Below are 19,862 nucleotides of genomic sequence, written 5' to 3' on the forward strand. Positions count from 1 at the left end.
GGTGGCAAGCAACTCATTGCGGGCAAGAAGCCGCCGGTGGAGTGAGCGGACAACCGGCACGTGCTCCGTTCGACAGACCAGGACTCCCCCGGCCGCCTTGGGTGTTCCTGGTACAGCCCTCACGCGCTCCCGAAGCAACCCCGCCATCTTCAAGTCCAGCCGAGGGGGCCAGGACCGCGGTAGCTCAGCGGCCGCCTACCCATTTGGGCAACATGCTGCGCAAAAAATGGGTGAGAGGGCCCTGCTGAGGGTATGAGGCAGAGCAGCAAACGTATGGCCGGACGCTGATCGCCCCCGCCGAGGCCGGTCAGGCCACGAGGACCCGCGGTGCTGCGGCAGGCCGCGTCGCGGGGTCCTCTTCTCCTGCACCCCACCCCAGATGGGTTAGAACTGGGTGAACGCGGCTGTAGCGGGGTCCGCGCCGATCCGGTTGCCCTGTTCAAGTGCGTTGATGGAGATCAGTTCGGCCGCGGTCAGGGTGATCGCTGCGGCGTCGAAGTTTTCCCGCATGCGCTTGGGCGATGAGGTTTTTGGGATGGCAATGTTTCCGGTGTGAAGGTGCCAGGCGAGGACGATCTGGGCGGGCGTGACTCCGTGCTTGGCGGCAAGGTGCTTCACGGGGCCGGCGTCCAGGTCCGCGCCTTGGCCCAGGGGGCTGTATGCCTCGACGGCGATGCCCCGGGAGCGGCTCGTGTCGACGAGGTCGCGCTGTTGGAAGGTGGGGTGGATTTCGATCTGGTTGACGGCCGGGGTGATGCCTGACGCCGCGCGGAGGGAGTCCAGGTGCGGTTCGAGGAAGTTGGACACTCCGATGGCATGTGCCAGTCCGTCGGCGTACAGGTTTTCCATGGCGTTCCAGGCCTTGGTGAAGAGCCCTTGGGACGGTACCGGCCAGTGGATCAGGTACAAGTCGACGTAGTCCAGGCCCAATGCGTTACGGCTGTTTTGGAAGGCTTCGTAGACCAGCCCCTGCTCGCCGTTGCGGAGCTTGGTCGTGATGAAGATTTCCTCTCGGGCGATCCCTGAAGCAGCGATCGCGGCGCCCACGCCGGTTTCGTTCCGGTAGGCGGCCGCTGTGTCGATGTGGCGGTAGCCGGTTTCCAAGGCGTCTTCAACAATGCGCTGGGTGTCCTCTTCAGGGACCTGGAAGACGCCGAAGCCAAGCTGCGGGATCTTCACGCCGTTGTTCAGGGTGACCGTGGGGATCGTTGTTGCCTGTGTCTGGGACATCATCTGTTCTTTCTTCGGAGAGGTGTCGGAGGTAACCGGGCGCGAGGGAATTCAGGGCGACCGGAATTGCACAGCGTCCCCCGTTGATGCGTCGGGGTTATTGACGCGCGGTGGTGGTGGCTTCATGCTCTGGGCGCGCGCGTGCGTCTAGGCTTGGAGCGCTCCGGCCCAGAGGTTGATGTCGGATTCGACCGCGAATTCATCGATTTTGTCGAGCTCATCGGTGGTGAACTCCGGGCCGGAGACTGCCCTGAGGTTATCTTCGAGTTGGCGGACGCTGCTGGCGCCGATCAATGCTGACGTTACGCGTATCCCCTTGTTCTGCGGGCGCAGTGTCCAGGCGACGGCCATCTGGGCCAGGGTCTGCCCGCGGCCGGCGGCGATCTCGTTCAGGCCGCGGATTCGTGCCAGGTTTTCCCGGGAGAGGTGGCTGTTCGCCAGGGACTTGCCCGCCGCTGCCCGGGAGTCTTCCGGGACACCGTTCAGGTAGCGGGCGGTCAGCAGTCCCTGGGCCAGGGGTGAGAAGGCGATGGCACCTGCACCGACCTGTTCGAGGACCTGGAACAGGTTGGGGTCCCCGTGCTCGGTCCACCGGTTGAGCATCGAGTACGACGGCTGGTGGATCAGCAGGGGCGTGCCCAGATCGGCGAGGATGGCGGCGGCCTCGAGGGTTTTTTCGGGCGAGTAGGAGGAGATCCCGGCGTACAGTGCCCTGCCGGAGCGGACCGCCGTATCCAGCGCGCCCATGGTCTCCTCCAGAGGTGTGTCCGGGTCCGGGCGGTGGCTGTAAAAGATGTCCACGTAGTCCAGGCCCATGCGCTCCAGTGACTGGTCCAGGCTGGCCAGCAGGTACTTCCGGGATCCCCACTCACCGTAGGGCCCGGGCCACATGCGGTAGCCGGCTTTCGTGGAGATGACGAGTTCGTCCCGGTGCGGTTTGAAGTCGTCCGCCAGGTGCCGGCCGAAATTCGTTTCCGCGGACCCGTCCGGCGGCCCGTAATTGTTGGCAAGGTCAAAGTGCGTGACGCCCAGGTCGAACGCCCGCCGGAGGATGGCGCGTTGCGTTTCGAAAGCCTTGTCATCGCCAAAGTTGTGCCAGAGGCCGAGCGAAACGGCCGGAAGCTTCAGTCCGCTGCGGCCGACCCTGCGGTACGGCAGGGAATCGTAGCGGTCCTGCGCTGGGGTATAGCTCATGTGTTCAGTGTCCTTCGGTTGTTGTCCCGGTTCCGGGGCTTTGGGTACCCGCGGTGTGGATGCGGGCGGCCCGGATTTCTTCGTCCATGACGGTGAGGCCGATCCCGTCCCCGCCCTGCACGATCCGGCGCCCACGTCCGCCGTCGAGCCGGAGCCAGGCGGTATTCCCGTCTGCTGCCATCATGTCCACCCAGCCCCTGGCAATAACCTGACCCCGGCTGACGAGGCCTACGCAACGGCCCACCAGGAGCTGGACCAACAGCGAGGAGCCGAGGATTTCGATCCCCCCCGACCATCGGCCTCTGAGCCTGCCCCTGAACGGCGTTCGCGGTGGTTGGGGCCTCCTCCGTCACCGGGTGCCGGCCCTGGTGTCACATTGCCGGTCATCCGTGCAGATGGCGGACACGCCCGAATATTCCCGACTTGCTACAGCGTGCGCGTCAGGCTCAAGTGCCCAGGCGGCCCGGTGCAGGGAACTTGCAAGCCAGCCCTGCAGCGGAGCGAGCCGTCGGCGTGTGGACGCGGCGCTCCGGAGTGGCCGCCGTGATGGTGGCGGCGCCACAACAGGCGCGTCCGGAAGGGCGCTGAGGGCCTCGTGGTTTATGGCGTTGATGGCGAAGGCCGCCATCGCAAGGGAAAAGTCCATGGTGTCTTCTTGTCATCTCACGTGCATGAGTCTGTCAGCCACACAGGGGCGTGATTGTTCTCGTGGGAAACCCGCACGGCCGATAGGCCCGGCGGGGCGCCGGGTTACATGGCCGGCTACGCACTAAACGCTATTCGCCTCCATGCCCCGTGTCAGCACGTACGCCATGGCCTGCTTTTCCTAGGACTTCCAGTCCTACCTTCGGCCATGGAACGAGGAAGCGCGGGCATGGAGAATGGTAGACATGGGTCAAAGTGCAGAGTTCGGTAAGTTTTTGAAGGCCATGCGGTCACGCATGACCCCGGAGATGGCCGGGCTGCCGCCCAGCCCCACAACGCGGCGGGTCCCCGGGCTGCGGCGTGAAGAGATCGCTAGGCTGGCCGATGTCAGCACCGACTACTACACCCGGCTGGAACAGGGCCGCAACATCCACCCCTCCCGTGCGGTGCTCGATTCAGTGGGCCGGGCCCTGAACCTGGACCCCGGGGAACATGCGCACATGCTCGCCCTCCTGGAAAACTGCGCCAGCACGCGGCGCTCCCCCGATCCGTCCCAGACCGTGCGCCCCGCGCTCCACCAGCTCCTGGGCGCCGTCGGAAACGTGCCTGCCCTGATCCTGGGCCGCCGCACCGATGTCCTGGCCGGAAACCGCCTGGCCCTCCTCCTGCTCGCCGACTTCCCCGCCATGCCCGCGGCCGAACGCAACCTCACCCGCTGGATCCACCTCGACCCGCAGGCGCGGGAACTCTTCCGGGACTGGAAAACCGTCGCCTCCGAAGCTGTCGGAACCCTGCGCGCCGATATCGGACGGCACCCCAACGACGTCCAGGCCAACCAGCTCGTTGGCGAACTCGCAGTACACAGCGAACACTTCCGTCACTGGTGGGCCGGACACCGAGTAGCTGCCGCATCCGCAGGCAGCGTGCGATTCCATCACCCAGTCGTCGGAGACCTGGAACTGAACGTCGAAAACCTGTCCCTGCCCGATGACACCGACCAGGTGCTGCGGATGTACACAGCCAAACCGGGCTCCCCCTCGGCGGATTCCCTCACACTGCTGGGCAGCTACGGCGCAGGACAGGCCCCCGCCCCGGAAGCGGCACGCACGCTCCAAAAAAAGCATCCGACACCAAGACCCCCTGAAATAGCGGCAGGCCAGCCGTCATCCTCTGTCAGGCCGCTTCGGTGCCAGTAGTCGAGGTGGAATCCGCACTGTTCGGTGTTCCCGCCGGTCAGGAGCGTCCTGATCGTCGAGACGCTTCACGAACTCCATTGACACGCCGCGAGCATGAACGGGGACCGTTTCCGCCAGACGGCCAAGCACCGGCGTTGGTCAGTGCGACAATCAGCCCTGATCTGGAAAAGGGCGATTACTCGGAAACCCCTTGATGACGTGAGGAACGGCATTTGACACGTGGGTAACGGCTGAACCGGTTGTTTCCCCCGCCTTCTGGCAGGTAGTAAGCATTTGGCTCTGGCCGCGCAGCGGTCCCCGGGTCTAGCATCCGGTTGTAATCCCATCTCGAGACCAGGAGGAATCCCGATGTCAGAAGACTCAGTGACGAATGTCGTGCTCGTGCATGGCGGATTCGTCGACGGATCCGGCTGGCAGGGTGTGTACGACCTGCTGACCGCAGACGGCTACAACGTCCGGATCGTGCAGAACCCCACAGTGTCCCTCGACGACGACGTCGCGGTGACCAAGCGGGTGATCGCCGACTGCGATGGCCCCGTCGTGCTCGTTGGCCACTCCTATGGAGGCGTGGTTGTTACCGAAGCAGGCACCGACCCAAAAATCGCTTCCCTCGTCTACATCGCCGCATTCGCACCCGACAGGGGCGAATCCGTGAACACGCTCATCGCCGACCCGCCGCCGGGCGCCCCGGTCCCCCCGATCCTTCCGCCCCGGGACGGCTTCCTCTTCCTAGACCGTGAAAGGTTCGCCGATTCCTTCGCCGCGGACGTGCCCCCCGGGCAGGCGGCATTCATGGCCGACTCGCAGGTCCCCTGGGGCGTCGAAGCCCTCCAGGGCGCGGTCACCAAGCCCGCCTGGCGGGAGAAGCCCAGCTGGTACCTGATCGCCACCGATGATCGGATGATCCCCCCACCCGCGCAGCACGCGATGTCCGAACGCGCCGGTTCCTCGGTCACCGAGGTCCCAGCCAGCCACTCCGTGTACGTCTCACAGCCGCAGGCCGTGGCTTCACTGATCAAGGAGGCGGCCGCGGGCCGCGGCTAGCACCTTCCGGGCCGCGCTTTCCTCATCCAGCTGATGCTTTTGGGTCTGTTTCCGCTACAACGCAAAGCCCGTTCTCGCCTCCGCTCGGCCATTCTTCAGGGCGGGTGGTGGCTCCAGTCCTGCGAGACCCTAAGGGCGAGCCTGGGACGGTTGATCGGGCGGGTGATGGGCCGGCGGTGCCAGGTCCGATCCATCGAAAAACCGTGGAGGTGGGACAGTCGTAGCACCAGTCTGGACGTTCGTCAGGTTGGAGTACACCCCAACCTGACGTCATCGAGCCTGAACTCCTGACGTTCATCTGGAAAGGCCCTCGAAAAAACTGACGATGGTCGATGGGTTTGGAGGCCAACGGTGACGAGCGAACGCCCTCCGGGCCAGCGCGCCGAGCCCGGCCACGCGCCCGCCCGCAGTGCCGGGCCGGTGGCGCTCCTGCGTCTCACTCTTGATGCGGGGACTTTCGCCCCCGTCCGCACATGCCTTCGGTCTGCCCAGAGGACTTGCATGCGCCCTAGCCAGGCCGTTTTGTTGCAGGATCCGGCGACGTCCTTCGGACTAGCCGCACCAGGACCTCCGCAGCTTGCCTGATTGCTGACACTCCGCGCCGGGACCTCTGGTTTCGACCCGGGGCCCGGGTGCCAGCGGCGACCCGGGCCCCCGTCAACGACGTGGACGTCAGCGTAGGGGTCAGTGTCCAGGGCCGCTGGTTTCGGTGGCGGTCACCGTGAAGGAGGCGTCGAGCTTCACCGTGGCGCTAGTGCCGTCGGCCTTAACGATGTGGGCTTCATAGGTGGCTCCCTCAGCGTCGTTTTCCACGCGTTCGATGGTGGCTCCCGGGTTGGCGGCCAGGGCCCCTGCCTTGACTTTCGCCGCGGTATCCCCGGTCAGGAGGGTCTCGGTTACGCCGTTGGCCCCCACGTGCCCGCCCTTGGTCTCATCGCGTGCCGTCCGGTTGGTGTCAGTTCCCGACTCCGAAGTGGACGCTGTCGTGGTCGTGTTCGTGGCCGCGTTGGCAGGCAGGGCCGTAACGGCCAGAGCCCCGCCACCTAACAGGGCTCCGATCAGGGTGGCGCCTGCAGCGATCTTCTTGACCTGGTTCATGTCTGTGCTCCTGGGGTTTCGCTCCGACTGTTCGAAGGCTATGACCCAATACTTGAACCCCGCCCTGTGCTCCCTCTTTCCGGCCACTGTGAACCGACTGTGAGGGCTGCAGCGGGAACCTGCCGAAGGGCCCGGCAGCGTCCGGACGGCAGTATCAGTGGCGCTTGGTGGCGGGCGCCAGTAACTAGAGGCTGATTTCCAATCGCGCAGTCACAGAGACGCGGAATCTGGTGTCTTGCTGGGGCATGCCCTAACCTGCCACTGCTGCTGACTTGAGCTTTTGCGTGGCGCGGCATAGGGCTAAGCGTCACTGGTTGGTACGTGAAGTCAGATGCGGAACGGGTTCATCCCTGCCCTGTCCCCGGCCGCTGACGGACGGGAAGAGCATCGATTTTGGCCAAGGCGCGGTGCACCGCGACGAGATTCGTGATGCGCCCGGACAGCGCGAGGAATGAACCAAAGGCAGCGATGTTTGCCGCGATGATGACTTCTCAGTGCACCGAGGACTGGGCCACCAATGGCCATCAGGACTCCTGTCCTAGGACCACAGTCTCGTGCGAGTATCCCTCGCTGGGCTCCGTCGACTGAACCATAGGGCCCGATGGGTTATTTTGCCGGACTTCGGCAAGCTCAACCCAGGGTGGTTGAGCTTGCCGAAGTCCGGCGGGGCCTCAGTTGGAGGGGAAGTTGTACGAAGCGCCGGAGGCGTGGCTTGCTTCGGGCCAGCGGGAGGTTATGACCTTGCCGCGGGTGTAGAAGGACACGCCTTCGGGACCGTAGATGTGCTTATCACCGAACAGGGAAGCCTTCCAGCCGCCGAAGGAGTGGTAGGCGACCGGTACCGGCAGGGGCACGTTGATGCCGATCATTCCGACGTCCACGGACCGCTGGAACTTTCGGGCTGCGGCGCCGGAGGAAGTGAAGATGGCCGTGCCGTTGCCATAGGGGTTGGAGTTGATGAGGGCGATCCCGGCGTCGAGGTCCTCGACCCGGACCACTACGAGAACCGGGCCGAAAATCTCCTCGGTGTAGGCGCTCATCTCGGTCTTGACGTGGTCGATAACGGTGGGACCAACCCAGAAACCTTCCTCGTGGCCCGGGACCACCAGGTCGCGGCCGTCCACTACCATCGCAGCTCCCGCGGCTTCTGCTTCGCTGATGGTCTTGACGATGAAGTTCTTGGAGTCCGCACTGATGACCGGGCCCATATCGGCGTCCGGTTCCGTGCCATTCTTGACCTTGACGGCCACGGCGCGCTCCTCGACCTTCTTCACGAGCAGGTCGGCGGCGTCTCCGACGGCGACCGCGACTGAGATGGCCATGCAGCGCTGGCCTGCCGAACCGAACGCGGCGGCGGCGAGGTGGTCGGCGGCGTTGTCCAGGTCGGCGTCGGGCAGCACGATGGCGTGGTTCTTCGCCCCGCCCAAAGCCTGGACCCGCTTGCCGTGCGCCGTTGCCACCTCGTTGATGTGCCTGGCCACCGGGGTGGAGCCGACGAAGGAGATGCCGTCCACGTCCGGGTGGGTGAGGAGGCCGGAGACCACTTCACGGTCGCCGTGCAGGACCTGGAACACGCCGTCGGGCAGTCCCGCCTGCTTGAAGAGGTCGGCCAGCAGCATTGCCGCGGACGGGACCCGGTGGGAGGGCTTGAGGATGAAGGCGTTGCCTGTGGCGATCGCCATCGGGGCCATCCACAGCGGCACCATCACGGGGAAGTTGAACGGGGTGATGCCGGCAACCACACCGATCGGCTCCCGGAAGGAGAACACGTCGATCCCGGTGGAGACCTGGTCCGAGTATTCCCCTTTGAGCAGCTGCGGGATGCCGCACGCGAACTCGATGACCTCCAGCCCGCGGCCGATCTCGCCCTTCGCGTCGGAGAGGACCTTGCCGTGCTCGGCAGTGATCAGTTGCGCGAGTTCGTCGACGTGGGCGGCGACCAGTTCGCGGAATTTGAACAGCACTGCGGTGCGCTTGGCCAGGGAAATATCGCCCCATGTAAGGGCAGCGGCCTTGGCGGCCGCGACGGTCGCCTCAAGGTCCGCCCGGTTGGCCAGCCGCAGCTCTGCGGTGACGGCGCCGGTGGCCGGGTTGTAGACAGGCTTGGTGTCGGTTCCGGACCCTGCGGCCTCGGATCCGCTGATGAAATGGTTGATGAAAGTCATGGTTACTGCTCCTGTAGTAAGTGGTGTTCCACAGCGTGGACCGGTTCGACGTTCCGTGGGAGTCCTGCGGCGAGGGATTCATGAAGGGCGAGGCGGACGGCCAGGTTTTGCTCGGTCAGTTCCTGATGGACAACCTCTTGCCCGGCGCTGCGGGCCCAGACGCTGAACCGTTCAATTTCGACCTTGAACGGGTCCTCGATGACATCGAAGACCTCGGAGCTGCCGTCCCGGAGCGAAACGGTCACGCGGGCCGCCTCCCCCGGAATCGGGTCAAAGGCGTTGTCCAGAGTGATCTGCCCCTTGGTGCCGATGATCTGGAACGTGTTCACGCGGGGTCCTTCGAAGCCGCAGTCCAGGGTTCCGATGACGCCGTCGTAATCCAGGATCCCGGCGACGCTGGTCTCCACCGGGTCCGCCGGGCTGGTCCCCTTGGCGTACACGCTGGCGGGGGTGCGTCCCATCACCATGTTCATGATGTCGACGGCGTAGCATCCCACATCATTGACCGCGCCTCCCTCCAGTCCCGTCTGCAGCCGGACCTCGCCCGGGCTGCGGTCCATCACAAAGTGGAAGCGCGCATGCATCGAGACAATCTGTCCGATACGGCCGGCGTCGATGAACTCCCGGACTTTTTGGTGTTGCGGGTGGAACCGGTACATGAACGCTTCCATCAGGCTCACCCCGTTCCGCCCGCAGGCCTCGACGACGCGGGCATAGTCTTCGAGGCTGCCCACCAGCGGCTTCTCGCACAGAATGTCTTTGCCGGCCTCGGCCGCCGCGATGATCCATTCGGCGTGCAGGCCGTTGGGAAATGGCAGGTAGACGGCCTCGATGGCCGGATCCGCCAGCAGTTCCTCATGCGATGAATAGACGGCCGGGATGCCGAAGCGGGCAGCGACCTCGGCGGCTCGCCCGTTGGGGCTGCTGATCGCCGAGGCGGTGGCGTTACGGGCCTTCTGCATGGCCGGCAGGAACCGGTCCTGGGCGATGCGGGCAGTGGTGAGAACGCCCCAGCGCACCGCACTCATTGGGCGAGCCCGGCTTCCAGGTCCCGGAGGAACGCCACCGACTGCCGCACGTCCTGGACGGGGCCGTCCCCTGCCGGTGCGGCGTCCAGGATGGTGTCCTGTTCCATCGTGAACCAACCGCCGTAACCAGCCTCTATCAGGTGCAGGACGATGTCGGCGATTCCGGCGTCCCCTTGGCCGAGCGGGACGTACATCCCGGTCTTGACGCCGTCGGTGTAGGAAATTTCACCCTTCTGGACCCGCTCGGCGACGGCCTTGCGCACGTCTTTGAGGTGCGTGTGGCCGACGCGTGCGGCGTAGTCCCGGGCGAGCTGGCCGGGGTCCGTGCCGCCGATGAGAAGGTGGCCGGTGTCCAGGCAGAGGTTCGCGGCGGTGTCGTTCAGGACGCGGTTGACGTCCGACGTCGTCTCGATCATGGTGCCCACGTGCGGGTGCACCACTGCCTGAATGCCGTGATCGGCGGCTGCCTTGACGATGGTGTCCAGGTTCCGGCCGAACAGGTGCCAGCCATCGGCGTCGAGCTCGTGGCGCTGGTCGTACCCGGCGACGCCGGTTTCCGCGGCGAGCACCATGATGCTGGCCCCTGCTGCCTGGTAGGCGTTCAGTTCCGCCGAAACCGCTTTGAGCGGGTCTTTGGAGGCATCGTGCAGGATGATCGGGAAGAATCCGCCGATGGCCTGCAGGTTGTGCCGCTGCAGCACCTCAGCCCGTGCGGTCGCTTCCTCGGGCAGGAAGCCTGCCGGGCCGAATTCGGTGGCGGTGATGCCCAGGGCTGTCATCTCGGACAGGACGCGGTCCGCTTCAAGCTGGTGCCCCCATCCGGGGACTTCGCACACGCCCCAGGAAATGGGGGCGGCGGCAAGGCGGCTGGTGATGATGCTCAATCTGATCCTCCAAGTACGTTCTGATCCCAGTCAATGACCGAGCCGGTGACCACTCCGCTCCTGCTGGAGAGGAGAAAAACTGCAAATTCGGCGATCTCGTCCACTTGTCCGAGCTTGCCCATGGGTACGGAGGCATTGGCTTTTTCCAGCCAGTCGTCGCCTGCGCCGTGAAACTTCCGCTGGGTCTCTTCTTCTCCGTCCGTGGCCGTCCAGCCGATGTCCAGGCCGTTGATCCTGATCTTGTCCCAGCGGTGTGCGTGGGCGGCGTTCCGGGTGGCCCCGGCCAGCCCGGCCTTCGCCGCGACGTAGGGCGCGAGGTAGGGCTGGCCGCCGAGCTCGGCGATGGAAATGATGTTCAGGATGCTGCCGGGAGCTCCGCGCTCCCGGAGGTGTCTGATGGTTTCGGCCATGATGAAGAACGGCGACTTCAGGTTGACGGTGATGTGCGCATCGAAGAGTTCCGGTGTGGTGTCCAGCATGGTTCCCCGCGTGGTGAGGCCGGCGGCGTTCACGGCGCAGTCGAGCCGCCCGAACACGGAGATGGTTTCCAGTACGGAGTTCCTGGCCTGGTCCACATCGGCGAGGTCGGTTTTGATGAAGCGGGCCTTCACACCGGAGTTCTCCAGCTCGGCGGCGAGCCTCTCGCCGGAGTCGGCGTTGCGGCCGGTGATGGCCACTCCGGCGGCGCCTTCGGCCGCCGCCCGGCGGGCAATGCCGGCGCCCAGGCCCTGGGTGCCTCCGCTGACCAGGACCACCTTGTCTGCCAGGAGCGGGCTGTTCATTTCCTACTCCTTTCCGATGGTGACGACGCGGCCGGACCTGGCGGATTCCTCGGCGGCGTTGGCCAGGACGAGGGCCATCACGCCGTCGTCGAAGCCGGGGCTGCAGCTGGTCCCGCCCCGGATGGCTGTGACGAAGCTGTCCAGTTCATTGCGGTAGGCCTGGCCGTAGCGTTCCAGAAAGAACGGCAGGTAGGCGTCGGACTCTTCGGTACCGGCGGCGCTGTACTTTCGCACGGTGGTGGGGGCCATGTTGCCGGCGGTCAGCAGGCCCTCGCTGCCGAAGGCTTCCAGCCGCTGGTCGTGGCCGTAGGCGCTGTGGCGGGAATTGATGATCGTGATCTGCTCGCCGCCGCGGCCGCGCAGGTTGATGACCACGGAGTCGAAGTCGCCGGCCTCTTCGATGTAGTCGCAGAACAGGTTCGAACCGGTGGCCGAGACTTCGACGATGTCGGGGACGAAGAACCGGGCCATGTCCAGGTCGTGGATGCTTTGGTCGCGGAAGATCCCGCCGGACGTTTCGATGTAAGCCTTGGGCGCGGGGGCCGGGTCCCGGCTGATGATGGTCAGCTGCTCCAGTCGCCCGATTTCGCCGGCATCAACCCGTGAGCGGAGCGAGGCGAAGTTCGGGTCGAAGCGGCGGTTGAAGCCGAGCATCAGCGGGCTGGTGGTTCCGCGGATCTGGTCCCGGCATTCGCGGACCCGGTCGATGTCCAGGTCGATGGGCTTTTCGCAGAGGGCCGCGACGCCGGCGGCCGCTGCCCGGGAGATCAGGTCCACGTGCGTGCTCGTTGGGGAACCGATGATGATGGCGTCCAGGTCAGAGTTGGCGAAGACCTCATCGGCGGTTTCGACGGCCAGCGCCCCGGTGGTGGCGGCCAGGGCCTGCGCGCCCTTGATAAACGGGTCAGCGATCCAGGCCAGTTCCAGGTCAGGGTGATCGGCGATGTTCCTGGCGTGAACCTGGCCGATGCGGCCGGATCCGAAGAGTGCAACCTTGAGCGGTCGTTCACTGGACATGGGGATGGGTCCTTTCCTGTTTCCCACCGGCGGATGAGCCGCCCGCGGTTAGTTGGGCTTGATTGAGTGTGGTGAGGGTTGGGTGGGGCTGTTCGTCACGGGGCGGCCACTGCCGCCGGGGAGCGGCCGGCGAGTACGTCGACGGCGCCTTTGGCGGCGTCGCGGACCGTGTGGGCCATGCCCTGCCGGGTGAACCCCATCAGGTGGGGCGTCAGGACGACGTTTCCGTGGTCAAAGACGGCGTGGTGCGATGGCGGCTCAGGATCGTAGACGTCCAAACCGAGGCCGCCCAGCTGCCCGGAGAGAAGGGCTTGGTGGGCGGCGTCCAGGTCCACGAGTCCGCCCCTGCTGCAATTAATGAGAATGGCCCCCGGGGGCATCAGCGCGAGGCGTTCAGCGTTGATGAGGTTGTGGTTTTCCGGCGTCAACGGCACATGCAGGGTGACGAAGTCGCTGCGGCCCAGCAGTTCCCCGACGGTTTCGCAGCGGATCCCGGCGGGGACGTCTGCGAACGGATCGAAGGCCAGGACCTTGAGGTCAAAGGCCTCCGCGATCCGGGCCACGCGGCGCCCGATGCGCCCGTAGCCGATGATGCCCAGGGTGAAGCCCTCCAGGTCCCCGACGGCCACCCCGGAGCGTTCCTCCCAGCGACCGTCCCGCACGAGCGACGTCAAAGCCGACAGCTTCTTGACCAGTGCCAGCAGGTGGGAAAACACGCCTTCGGCGACGGAGGCCGTGTTGCTCCCGGGCGTGATGACCACGGGAATGCCGCGGCGGTTCGCCTCCGCGACGTCCACGAGGTCGGTACCGACGCCGGTTCTGGCGATGACCTTCAGCGCGGGCATGCGGTCAAGGAGTTCACGGTCCACACGGTAGGCCGCCCGGACAATGGCGGCGTCGGCCCGGGCAAGGTCCGCCTCGGTGGGGTTGTGGATGATTTGCTGGTGCGGAGCAAGTTCCGGTTCCACCAGTCCGGCCTCGACGCCGCCTAGGGCTACGAGTACTTGGGGTGTGGTTATAGAAGCCATCGTCATCCTTGATGATGTGGGGGTGCACTCCCGGAAGGGCTAAGGAAGCCCGCGGAGTGACGGTTTGGGTGGGAGGTTAAAGGCCGAGCAGGCTGGACTTGCGGATGACCAGTTCAGGGACGATCGGCTGATGGACGAAGCCGCCATCAAAGTCACGGTCCTGGATTCGTTCCAGGAGCGTTTTGGCCCCGGCGACGCCGATGCCGGAACTGTCCGGGTCGACGGTGGTCAGTCCCAGACGGGGCATGGCACCCAACGCGATGTTGTCGTACCCGGTGATGGCCACTTCGACGCCGCGTTCATCGGCAGCAGTCATGGCGCCGAAGGCGGCGAGGTCGTTGATGCACGCCAGCGCCGTGGGCCGCTGGTGCCTGGACCGCGAACCGCCCAGCGCCCGTTGGGCGGCGACGTAGCCGGATTCCTGGAAGAAGTCGGCTTCGACAATGTGGATGTGGCGCGCCAGTCCGTGTTCTTCCATGGCGGCGGAATATCCGTCCACGCGCGCCCGGCCCACCGAGCCGCCCAGCCCGCCCAGATGGGCAATGTTCTCGTGTCCCTGGGCGATCAGGTGTTCAACGACCATGCTCATGCCGAGGGTATCGTCGCTGCGGACGACATCGGCGGTGTCGATGTAGTCCGGTCCGCCGCCGGCAAAGACGACCGCGCCGCCCGAAACCGCCCGGTTGAACGGCGCCTTGTCGGGTACCGTCCCCACGACCAGCAGACCGGCTACGCGCAAATCCCTGAAGGCCTGGAGGATGGACTGGTCCACTCCCCTGCCGGCGGCCGTGACCGCACTGAAGAGGACGGTGTGTCCGGCTTCTTCGAGCACGGTCCGGGCGGCGTCGGCCACGTCGAACGCCCACGGGTTGTGCATGTCGCTGACCAGGACGCCGATGGTTCCGTTGTCCCGGGTAGCCAGGGACCGGGCTGCGAGGTTCAGCTCATAACCCATCTCCTCGACAACTTCGAGCACCCGCTTACGGCGTTCGTCGCTGACGCGCGGTGAATCGCGCAGGACGAGGGAAACCAAGGACTTGGAGACGCCGGCGCGTTCGGCGACGTCCTTGATTGTGGGCCGACGGGCGGATGCAGTGGTCATCGCTACACCCGTGCTGCCGTGGTGCCGTGGATTTCCTCGATCTTCTGCCACTGGCCGGACGACGAGGATGTTTCGGCGGCACTGACGATCGCGGCCGCGGAGGCGGCATCGTGGATGTTGGAGTTTTCCCGGGCTCCGCCCGCGACAGCGACAAGGAACTTCTTCGCCTCGATCACCTTGAGGTCGTCAAAACCCATGCTGTTGCCGGGTCCGGGCTGGAAGTACGCGTAGTCGCCGTGGCGCGGGCTGGCGTTCACCGTGGTGTAGCCCTGCTCCTCGTTGGTGCGCCCCAGGCAGACTTTGAGCTCGTTCATGCGCTCAAAGTCCCACTTGAGGGAGCCTTCAGTGCCGTAGACCTCAATCTGGTAACCGCACTCGGGGCCCACGGCAACGCGGGACGATTCGATGGTGCCGACGGCGCCTGCGCCGACCGCGGACGGGCCGAAGCGGACCAGCGCTGCAGCGTAGTCTTCATTCTCGACCTCCCCCATTTCACCGTTTTCAATCACTGCGAAGTGCGTGCCGGATCCCATCGCCAGCTTGGGCCGCTGCGTGTAGACGGTGCTGGTCAGCGCGGTCACCTCAGCGATGGGTCCGACTACATACTGGCACAGGTCCGTTGCATGGCTGAACAGGTCCGCCAGGACGCCGGTCCCGGCGAGTTTTCGGTCGAAGCGCCATGAAAGGGCGCCGTTGGGCTCGGAGGCGTACCCGGAGAAAAACACGGCGCGGACGTTGGTGATCCTGCCAAGGCGGCCCTCGGCAATCAGCTTCCGCGCGTGCTCCACGGCCGGGGCGTGGCGGTAGTTGTAGCCGATGGACGTGACGACGCCGGCCTCCACGGCGGCTTCCTGCACGGCGGCGGTTTCCTGGTAGCCGCGTCCAACAGGCTTTTCGATCCAGAAATGCTTTCCGGCTTTGGCGGCAGCGATGCCGATCTCCGCGTGCAGGAAATTCGGGGCGCAGATGGAGACGACGTCCACGTCAGGGTGGTTCAGGACATCGTGGTAGTCGGTGGTGCCCTCCGCGAAGCCCAGGACATCGCGGGCATACTCGACGCGGTCGGGTGCCGTGTCGGCGGCAATGACGAGTTTTGTCCTTAGTCCAAGGTCCGGGTAGGCATATGGGACGGTCTGGTAAGCCCTGGAGTGGAGCTTTCCCATCCATCCGACGCTGATGAGACCGACGCCGATGGTGCGAGATTCTGCGTTCACGTTCTTGTCTTTCCCTTGTTTTCTAGTCAATTTCGGGCGGTATCAAAGGCGTCGCGGAAGGCCGCGGCCATGATGGTGGAGTCCGAGCCGATGGCCACGAACCGGAAGCCCTGGCGGACGTACTTGGCAGCTCCCATGCCGTCCACGGCGAGTATCCCGGCGGCCTTGTTGTGCAGCTGGGCCGCGGCTACAACGCGCTGCAGGGCCTCCTGGAAGACGTTGCTGTCCAGCTGGAGCGGGACGCCGAGGGCGTAGGAAAGATCCAGGGGCCCGACGAAGAGGACGTCGACGCCGTCCTGGGCGGCGATGTCCTCGACGGACTCCAGCGCCTCCAGGGTTTCGATCTGGATGACTCCCAGGGTTTCCTGGTCCGGTTCGGTGAGCGTCCGGCGGTCCATGCCCCAGCGGCAGGATCGGTTGTAGGTGGCCACACCCCGGTCTCCATGGGGCGGATACAGCATGTGCCGGACCGATTCGGCGGCCTGGTCAACGCTGTTCAACCGGGGAACCATGATCCCTGCGGCTCCCTGGTCAAGGACCCGGCCGATGCGGATGCGGTCTCCGGACTCGACCCGGACGATGGTGGGGACGCCGTAGCTGCCGGCGGCAATGACGCCGTCGCGGACTGCTTCTTCGCCTCCGGAGCCGTGTTCAAGGTCGATCAGGATCCAGTCGGCTCCGGCTGCTGCGCAGACCTCGGCCGCAGTTGCCGATGACAATCCTACGAAGGTGCCGATCGTGACATCGCCCCCGGCAAGCCGCCGGCGCAGTTGACCTGCGTTCAGTGGTCCTGAATTCATTGGTTCGGCGCTCATCCGAACCACCGCTGGCTGCCGCGTGCCTTCTCGTAATCGGCGCGGAGGGTGCGAACCCATTCCTGGTCGGAAACCTCTGCGGGTGCGACGTCCCACCAGACATCGCCGCCGGGCAGGTCAACGTGGGGCACCGTGGGCACCACGATGACTACCGGGCCCTGGGTGTCCCTGGTCGAGGACAGTGCCTCCCGGACCTCGGCCGCCGAGGTGGCGCGGATGGCCAGCGCGCCGAGGCCTTCGGCGATCTGCCGCAGGTCCACCTTGAGGTAGTCGCCGTCGAGCCGGGCCTTGGGGGCATCGGCGGCCGCGACGCTGCCCCCGGTGGTGCGGTAGCGGAACTCGTTTCCGAATTCCTTGCCGGTCCGGTTCATCTGCAGGCGGTGGATGACCTGGTAGCCGTGGTTCTCGGAAACGATGATCGTGACGTTCAGCCCTTCCTGCGCCGCGGTGAGGATCTCGGTGGGTGCCATCAGGAACGTGCCGTCACCGATGAAGGTGACCACCCGGTTGTCGTTGTTGCCTTCGGCCAGCCGGACGCCCATGCCGGCCGCGATTTCGTAGCCCATGCAGGAGAACCCGAATTCCAGGTGGCAGTGCCGGTTACCGGTCGCGTCCCACACCTTTTGCAGGTCCCCGGGGGCCCCGCCGGCAGCGGCGATAACCGTATCACCGGAGCGTGCATGCTCCTGCATGAGCCCGATCAGCTGCGGCTGGGTGAGGACGGCTTCGGTGACGGGCGCGTCGGGGTGGTCGGCAGGGTTATAGGCGGTGTCGGCATCGACCCACTTGAGCCGGATGGGCGCCCAGCCGGCCTTCTCGGCCTGGACCGTGTCCTGCCAGGCTTCGCTGGTGCTGTGGCCCTCCAGTGCCCGGGCGAGGGCTTCGAGTCCGAGACGGGCGTCGGCCAGGATCCCGGTGGCACCCTGCTTGCGGGTATCGGCGTCCACGATGTTCAAGGACGCAAACCGCACATCCGGGTTCTCGAAGATGGACTGCGAACCGGTGGCGAAGTCGGTGAGGCGGGTGCCGACGTTCAGGACCAGGTCAGCCTGCTTGACGAGGGTGTTGGAGGCGAAGTTGCCCTCCAGGCCCACACCGCCCACCTGCCACCACTCGTCCTTGGTCACGGCGCCCTTGCCGCCAAAAGTCTCCACCACGGGAATTCCGACCTGCCCGGCCAGGGCCTCGAGTGCAGCGTGGGCATCCGAGTAGTGGATACCGCCGCCGGCGATGATCACCGGACGGCGGGCCGAGCGGATGAGCCGGGCCACGTCGTCGACCTCTTCCGGGTCCGGCAGCGGCCGCCGGACCTTCCAGTCCCGCGGTTCGAAGAATTCAGCCGGGAAGTCATAGGCGTGGGACTGCACGTCCTGCGGCAGCGAAATGACCACGGCACCGGTATCGGTGGGGCTGGTCAGCACGCGCATGGCCTGCGGCAGAGCGGTCAGGAGCTGCTCCGGGCGGGTAATCCTGTCGAAGAAGCGCGAAACGGGCCGGAACGCGTCGTTGACGGTGGCATCAGCCTCGATGGGGTGTTCCAGCTGCTGCAGGACCGGGCCCTGGTGCCGCGTTGCATACGTGTCTCCGGGCAGGAGGAGCAGCGGAAGCCTGTTCACCGTTGCCAGGCCCGCAGCCGTGACGAGGTTGAGGGCACCCGGGCCAATGGACGCGGTCACGGCCAGCACGGCCTGGCGCCGGCTCGCCTTGGCGAAGGCGGTCGAAATGTGGGCGATGTACTGCTCGTGCCGGCCCTGGATGAACGGCATGTCATCCGCCAGCTGGTCAAAGGCCTGGCCCAGGCCGGCGACGTTGCCGTGTCCGAAGATCCCCAGCGCGGCAGGAACGAGGCGGCGCCGGACGCCGTCCGCGACGGAGTGCTGGACCGACAGGTATTTGATGACGGCCTGGGATGTGGTGAGCCTGATGGTCTGTGAGTTAGTGGTCATTGCCTTATTCCAGTAGGTGGTGGGTTACCAGGGGCGTCCGTGCAGAACGACGGTTTTTTCCTCGGTCATTTCATTCACTGCGGAACGGACGCCTTCCTTGCCGATGCCGCTGCCCTTGAGTCCGCCGTAGGGCATCAGGTCGGCCCGCCACAGCGGCGTCCAGTTGATGTGGATGTTGCCGGCGTCGATCTGCCGCATGGCCCGGATGCTGCCGGCGACATCGCTGGTGAAGATCCCGGCGCCGAGCCCGTAATCGTTGTCGTTGGCCATGGCAATCGCTGATTCGATGTCCGTTGCAGAGGAAACGGCGACGGCGGGCCCGAACAGTTCGTTGCGGCTCAGCGGGGAGCGGGGGTCGACGCCTGCCACGACGGCCGGGGTGACAACGGCACCGTCGCGGTCCCCTCCGGTAAGCACTTTGGCACCGGAGTGCCGCGCCTCACCGATCGAGGAATGGACACGGATCGCTTCCTCCTCGGAAATCAATGACCCGAGCCGGGTGTCGGCCTCCTTCGGATTGCCCACAGCGATGGCCTCCACCTTCGGCACAAGCGCGTCCAGGAAGTCCGCTTCGACGCGGCGGTCCACGATGACCCGCTGCACCGAGATGCAGACCTGGCCGGCGTTGATGAAGCCGCCCGCCGCCACGGCGCTGGAAGCGAGTTCCAGGTCCGCGTCCGGCAGGATAATCACGGGGCACGAGGCGCCGAGCTCCAGGGACAGTTTCTTGACCCCGGCAATCGAGCTGATCCGCGTGCCTGTGGCGGTGGACCCGGTGAAGGAGACTTTCCGCACCCGGGGATCGGTGACGAGCACATCGCCCAGGGTGCTGCCGGGCCCGGTCAGCACGGACAGCGCTTCCGGCGGCAGGCCGGCGTCGACAAAGCATTCCGCCAGCTTCAATGCCGTCAGCGGCGTGGCCCGGGCGGGTTTAAGCACGACGGCGTTCCCGGCTGCCAGCGCCGGCGCGATTTTGTGCAGCACCAGCAGGGCGGGGTAGTTGAACGGTGTGATGGCGACAACGATGCCCACGGGCTGCCGCAGGGTGAAGCCGATCTTGTCCAGCCCGGTGCCGGCGTTGGCATCCAGCGGAAGAGTGGACCCGTAGAGCTGGCTTCCCTCGTAGGCGGCAAGGCGGATGATGTTTCCTGACCTGCTGGCCTCTCCCCGGGCCTCCGTGATCGGCTTCCCGGTTTCGGCGCTGATTGCCTGGGCGATGTCTTCTGCACGCTCATCGGCCAGGGCAGCAGCGCGCAGTAGGATGTCCACCCGCACGTGCGCCGGCGTGGACCGCTGGACGTGGGCGCCGATCTCTGCCCGGTCGAGGGCGGCCTGGGCGTCCTGGACCGTGGCGACGGGAACCGTGTCAATGATCCGGCCGTCAAAGGGTGACCGGACGTCCTCGGTCCTGCCGTCGGCGGCGCCGCGCCAGGTTCCGGCGATTAACATCTGCATCGTTGCTCCATCTGGTTGT

The 19,862-nt window shown here is 65.8% G+C and carries 18 protein-coding genes; 2 read left to right on the forward strand and 16 right to left on the reverse strand.

Annotated elements, in window-relative coordinates:
• Positions 1 to 384 precede the first annotated feature (384 nt).
• From ACFRAU_RS13995 to ACFRAU_RS14010, 4 genes are all read right to left on the reverse strand, one after another.
• Positions 385 to 1,230: an aldo/keto reductase gene (locus ACFRAU_RS13995; protein WP_378000412.1), complete on the reverse strand. Its 846-nt coding sequence runs from the start codon at positions 1,228 to 1,230 to the stop codon at positions 385 to 387.
• Between the two features lie 147 nt (positions 1,231 to 1,377).
• Complete coding sequence (mgrA, locus tag ACFRAU_RS14000; protein ID WP_378000344.1) at positions 1,378 to 2,424, reverse strand: L-glyceraldehyde 3-phosphate reductase; 1,047 nt, start codon at positions 2,422 to 2,424, stop codon at positions 1,378 to 1,380.
• 4 nt (positions 2,425 to 2,428) lie between these two features.
• Complete coding sequence (locus ACFRAU_RS14005) at positions 2,429 to 2,608, reverse strand: hypothetical protein (RefSeq protein WP_378000345.1); 180 nt, start codon at positions 2,606 to 2,608, stop codon at positions 2,429 to 2,431.
• Positions 2,609 to 2,773: 165 nt separating this feature from the next.
• On the reverse strand, positions 2,774 to 3,070 hold the full coding sequence (locus ACFRAU_RS14010; protein ID WP_378000346.1) for a hypothetical protein: 297 nt from the start codon (positions 3,068 to 3,070) through the stop codon (positions 2,774 to 2,776).
• Positions 3,071 to 3,314: 244 nt separating this feature from the next.
• Here ACFRAU_RS14010 and ACFRAU_RS14015 point away from each other — a divergent pair, with 244 nt between their 5' ends.
• Both ACFRAU_RS14015 and ACFRAU_RS14020 read left to right on the forward strand, forming a co-directional pair.
• Entirely contained in the window at positions 3,315 to 4,265 is a 951-nt protein-coding gene (locus ACFRAU_RS14015; protein ID WP_378000347.1) for a helix-turn-helix transcriptional regulator, read from the forward strand.
• Between the two features lie 348 nt (positions 4,266 to 4,613).
• Positions 4,614 to 5,309: an alpha/beta hydrolase gene (locus ACFRAU_RS14020; RefSeq protein ID WP_378000348.1), complete on the forward strand. Its 696-nt coding sequence runs from the start codon at positions 4,614 to 4,616 to the stop codon at positions 5,307 to 5,309.
• A gap of 684 nt (positions 5,310 to 5,993) precedes the next feature.
• On the opposite strand, the gene ACFRAU_RS14025 is transcribed toward ACFRAU_RS14020, so the two are convergent.
• From ACFRAU_RS14025 to ACFRAU_RS14080, 12 genes are all read right to left on the reverse strand, one after another.
• The gene (locus ACFRAU_RS14025) at positions 5,994 to 6,407 is read right to left on the reverse strand and encodes a hypothetical protein (protein WP_378000349.1); all 414 of its coding nucleotides are present in this window, start codon (positions 6,405 to 6,407) and stop codon (positions 5,994 to 5,996) included.
• 671 nt (positions 6,408 to 7,078) lie between these two features.
• Positions 7,079 to 8,572 carry a CoA-acylating methylmalonate-semialdehyde dehydrogenase gene (locus ACFRAU_RS14030; RefSeq protein ID WP_378000350.1) on the reverse strand — a complete coding sequence of 498 codons (1,494 nt, stop codon included), beginning with the start codon at positions 8,570 to 8,572 and terminating at the stop codon, positions 7,079 to 7,081.
• A gap of 2 nt (positions 8,573 to 8,574) precedes the next feature.
• The gene (locus ACFRAU_RS14035; RefSeq protein ID WP_378000351.1) at positions 8,575 to 9,600 is read right to left on the reverse strand and encodes a Gfo/Idh/MocA family protein; all 1,026 of its coding nucleotides are present in this window, start codon (positions 9,598 to 9,600) and stop codon (positions 8,575 to 8,577) included.
• Positions 9,597 to 10,484 (reverse strand): sugar phosphate isomerase/epimerase family protein, encoded by an 888-nt coding sequence (locus tag ACFRAU_RS14040; protein ID WP_378000352.1) that lies wholly within the window; start codon positions 10,482 to 10,484, stop codon positions 9,597 to 9,599. The genes ACFRAU_RS14035 and ACFRAU_RS14040 overlap by 4 nt, the downstream gene beginning before the upstream one ends.
• On the reverse strand, positions 10,481 to 11,266 hold the full coding sequence (locus ACFRAU_RS14045; RefSeq protein ID WP_378000353.1) for an SDR family oxidoreductase: 786 nt from the start codon (positions 11,264 to 11,266) through the stop codon (positions 10,481 to 10,483). The genes ACFRAU_RS14040 and ACFRAU_RS14045 overlap by 4 nt, the downstream gene beginning before the upstream one ends.
• Before the next feature lie 3 nt (positions 11,267 to 11,269).
• On the reverse strand, positions 11,270 to 12,283 hold the full coding sequence (iolG, locus tag ACFRAU_RS14050) for an inositol 2-dehydrogenase (protein WP_377991914.1): 1,014 nt from the start codon (positions 12,281 to 12,283) through the stop codon (positions 11,270 to 11,272).
• 95 nt (positions 12,284 to 12,378) lie between these two features.
• Positions 12,379 to 13,311, reverse strand: a complete 933-nt coding sequence (locus ACFRAU_RS14055) for an NAD(P)-dependent oxidoreductase (RefSeq protein WP_378000354.1) — start codon at positions 13,309 to 13,311, stop codon at positions 12,379 to 12,381.
• A gap of 76 nt (positions 13,312 to 13,387) precedes the next feature.
• Positions 13,388 to 14,413 (reverse strand): LacI family DNA-binding transcriptional regulator, encoded by a 1,026-nt coding sequence (locus ACFRAU_RS14060; RefSeq protein ID WP_377991912.1) that lies wholly within the window; start codon positions 14,411 to 14,413, stop codon positions 13,388 to 13,390.
• A 2-nt stretch (positions 14,414 to 14,415) separates the two neighbouring features.
• Entirely contained in the window at positions 14,416 to 15,627 is a 1,212-nt protein-coding gene (locus ACFRAU_RS14065) for a Gfo/Idh/MocA family protein (RefSeq protein WP_378000355.1), read from the reverse strand.
• Positions 15,628 to 15,653: 26 nt separating this feature from the next.
• A complete protein-coding gene (locus ACFRAU_RS14070; RefSeq protein ID WP_378000356.1) occupies positions 15,654 to 16,427 on the reverse strand; it encodes an HpcH/HpaI aldolase/citrate lyase family protein in 774 nt (257 codons plus the stop codon).
• An 11-nt stretch (positions 16,428 to 16,438) separates the two neighbouring features.
• Positions 16,439 to 18,388, reverse strand: a complete 1,950-nt coding sequence (gene iolD, locus ACFRAU_RS14075; RefSeq protein WP_378000357.1) for a 3D-(3,5/4)-trihydroxycyclohexane-1,2-dione acylhydrolase (decyclizing) — start codon at positions 18,386 to 18,388, stop codon at positions 16,439 to 16,441.
• A 24-nt stretch (positions 18,389 to 18,412) separates the two neighbouring features.
• The gene (locus tag ACFRAU_RS14080; protein WP_377991908.1) at positions 18,413 to 19,843 is read right to left on the reverse strand and encodes an aldehyde dehydrogenase family protein; all 1,431 of its coding nucleotides are present in this window, start codon (positions 19,841 to 19,843) and stop codon (positions 18,413 to 18,415) included.
• Positions 19,844 to 19,862: the final 19 nt, after the last annotated feature.

Origin of the sequence: Arthrobacter sp. NPDC056691 (assembly GCF_042791415.1) — a bacterium.
In the GTDB taxonomy this organism is placed as follows: domain Bacteria; phylum Actinomycetota; class Actinomycetes; order Actinomycetales; family Micrococcaceae; genus Arthrobacter.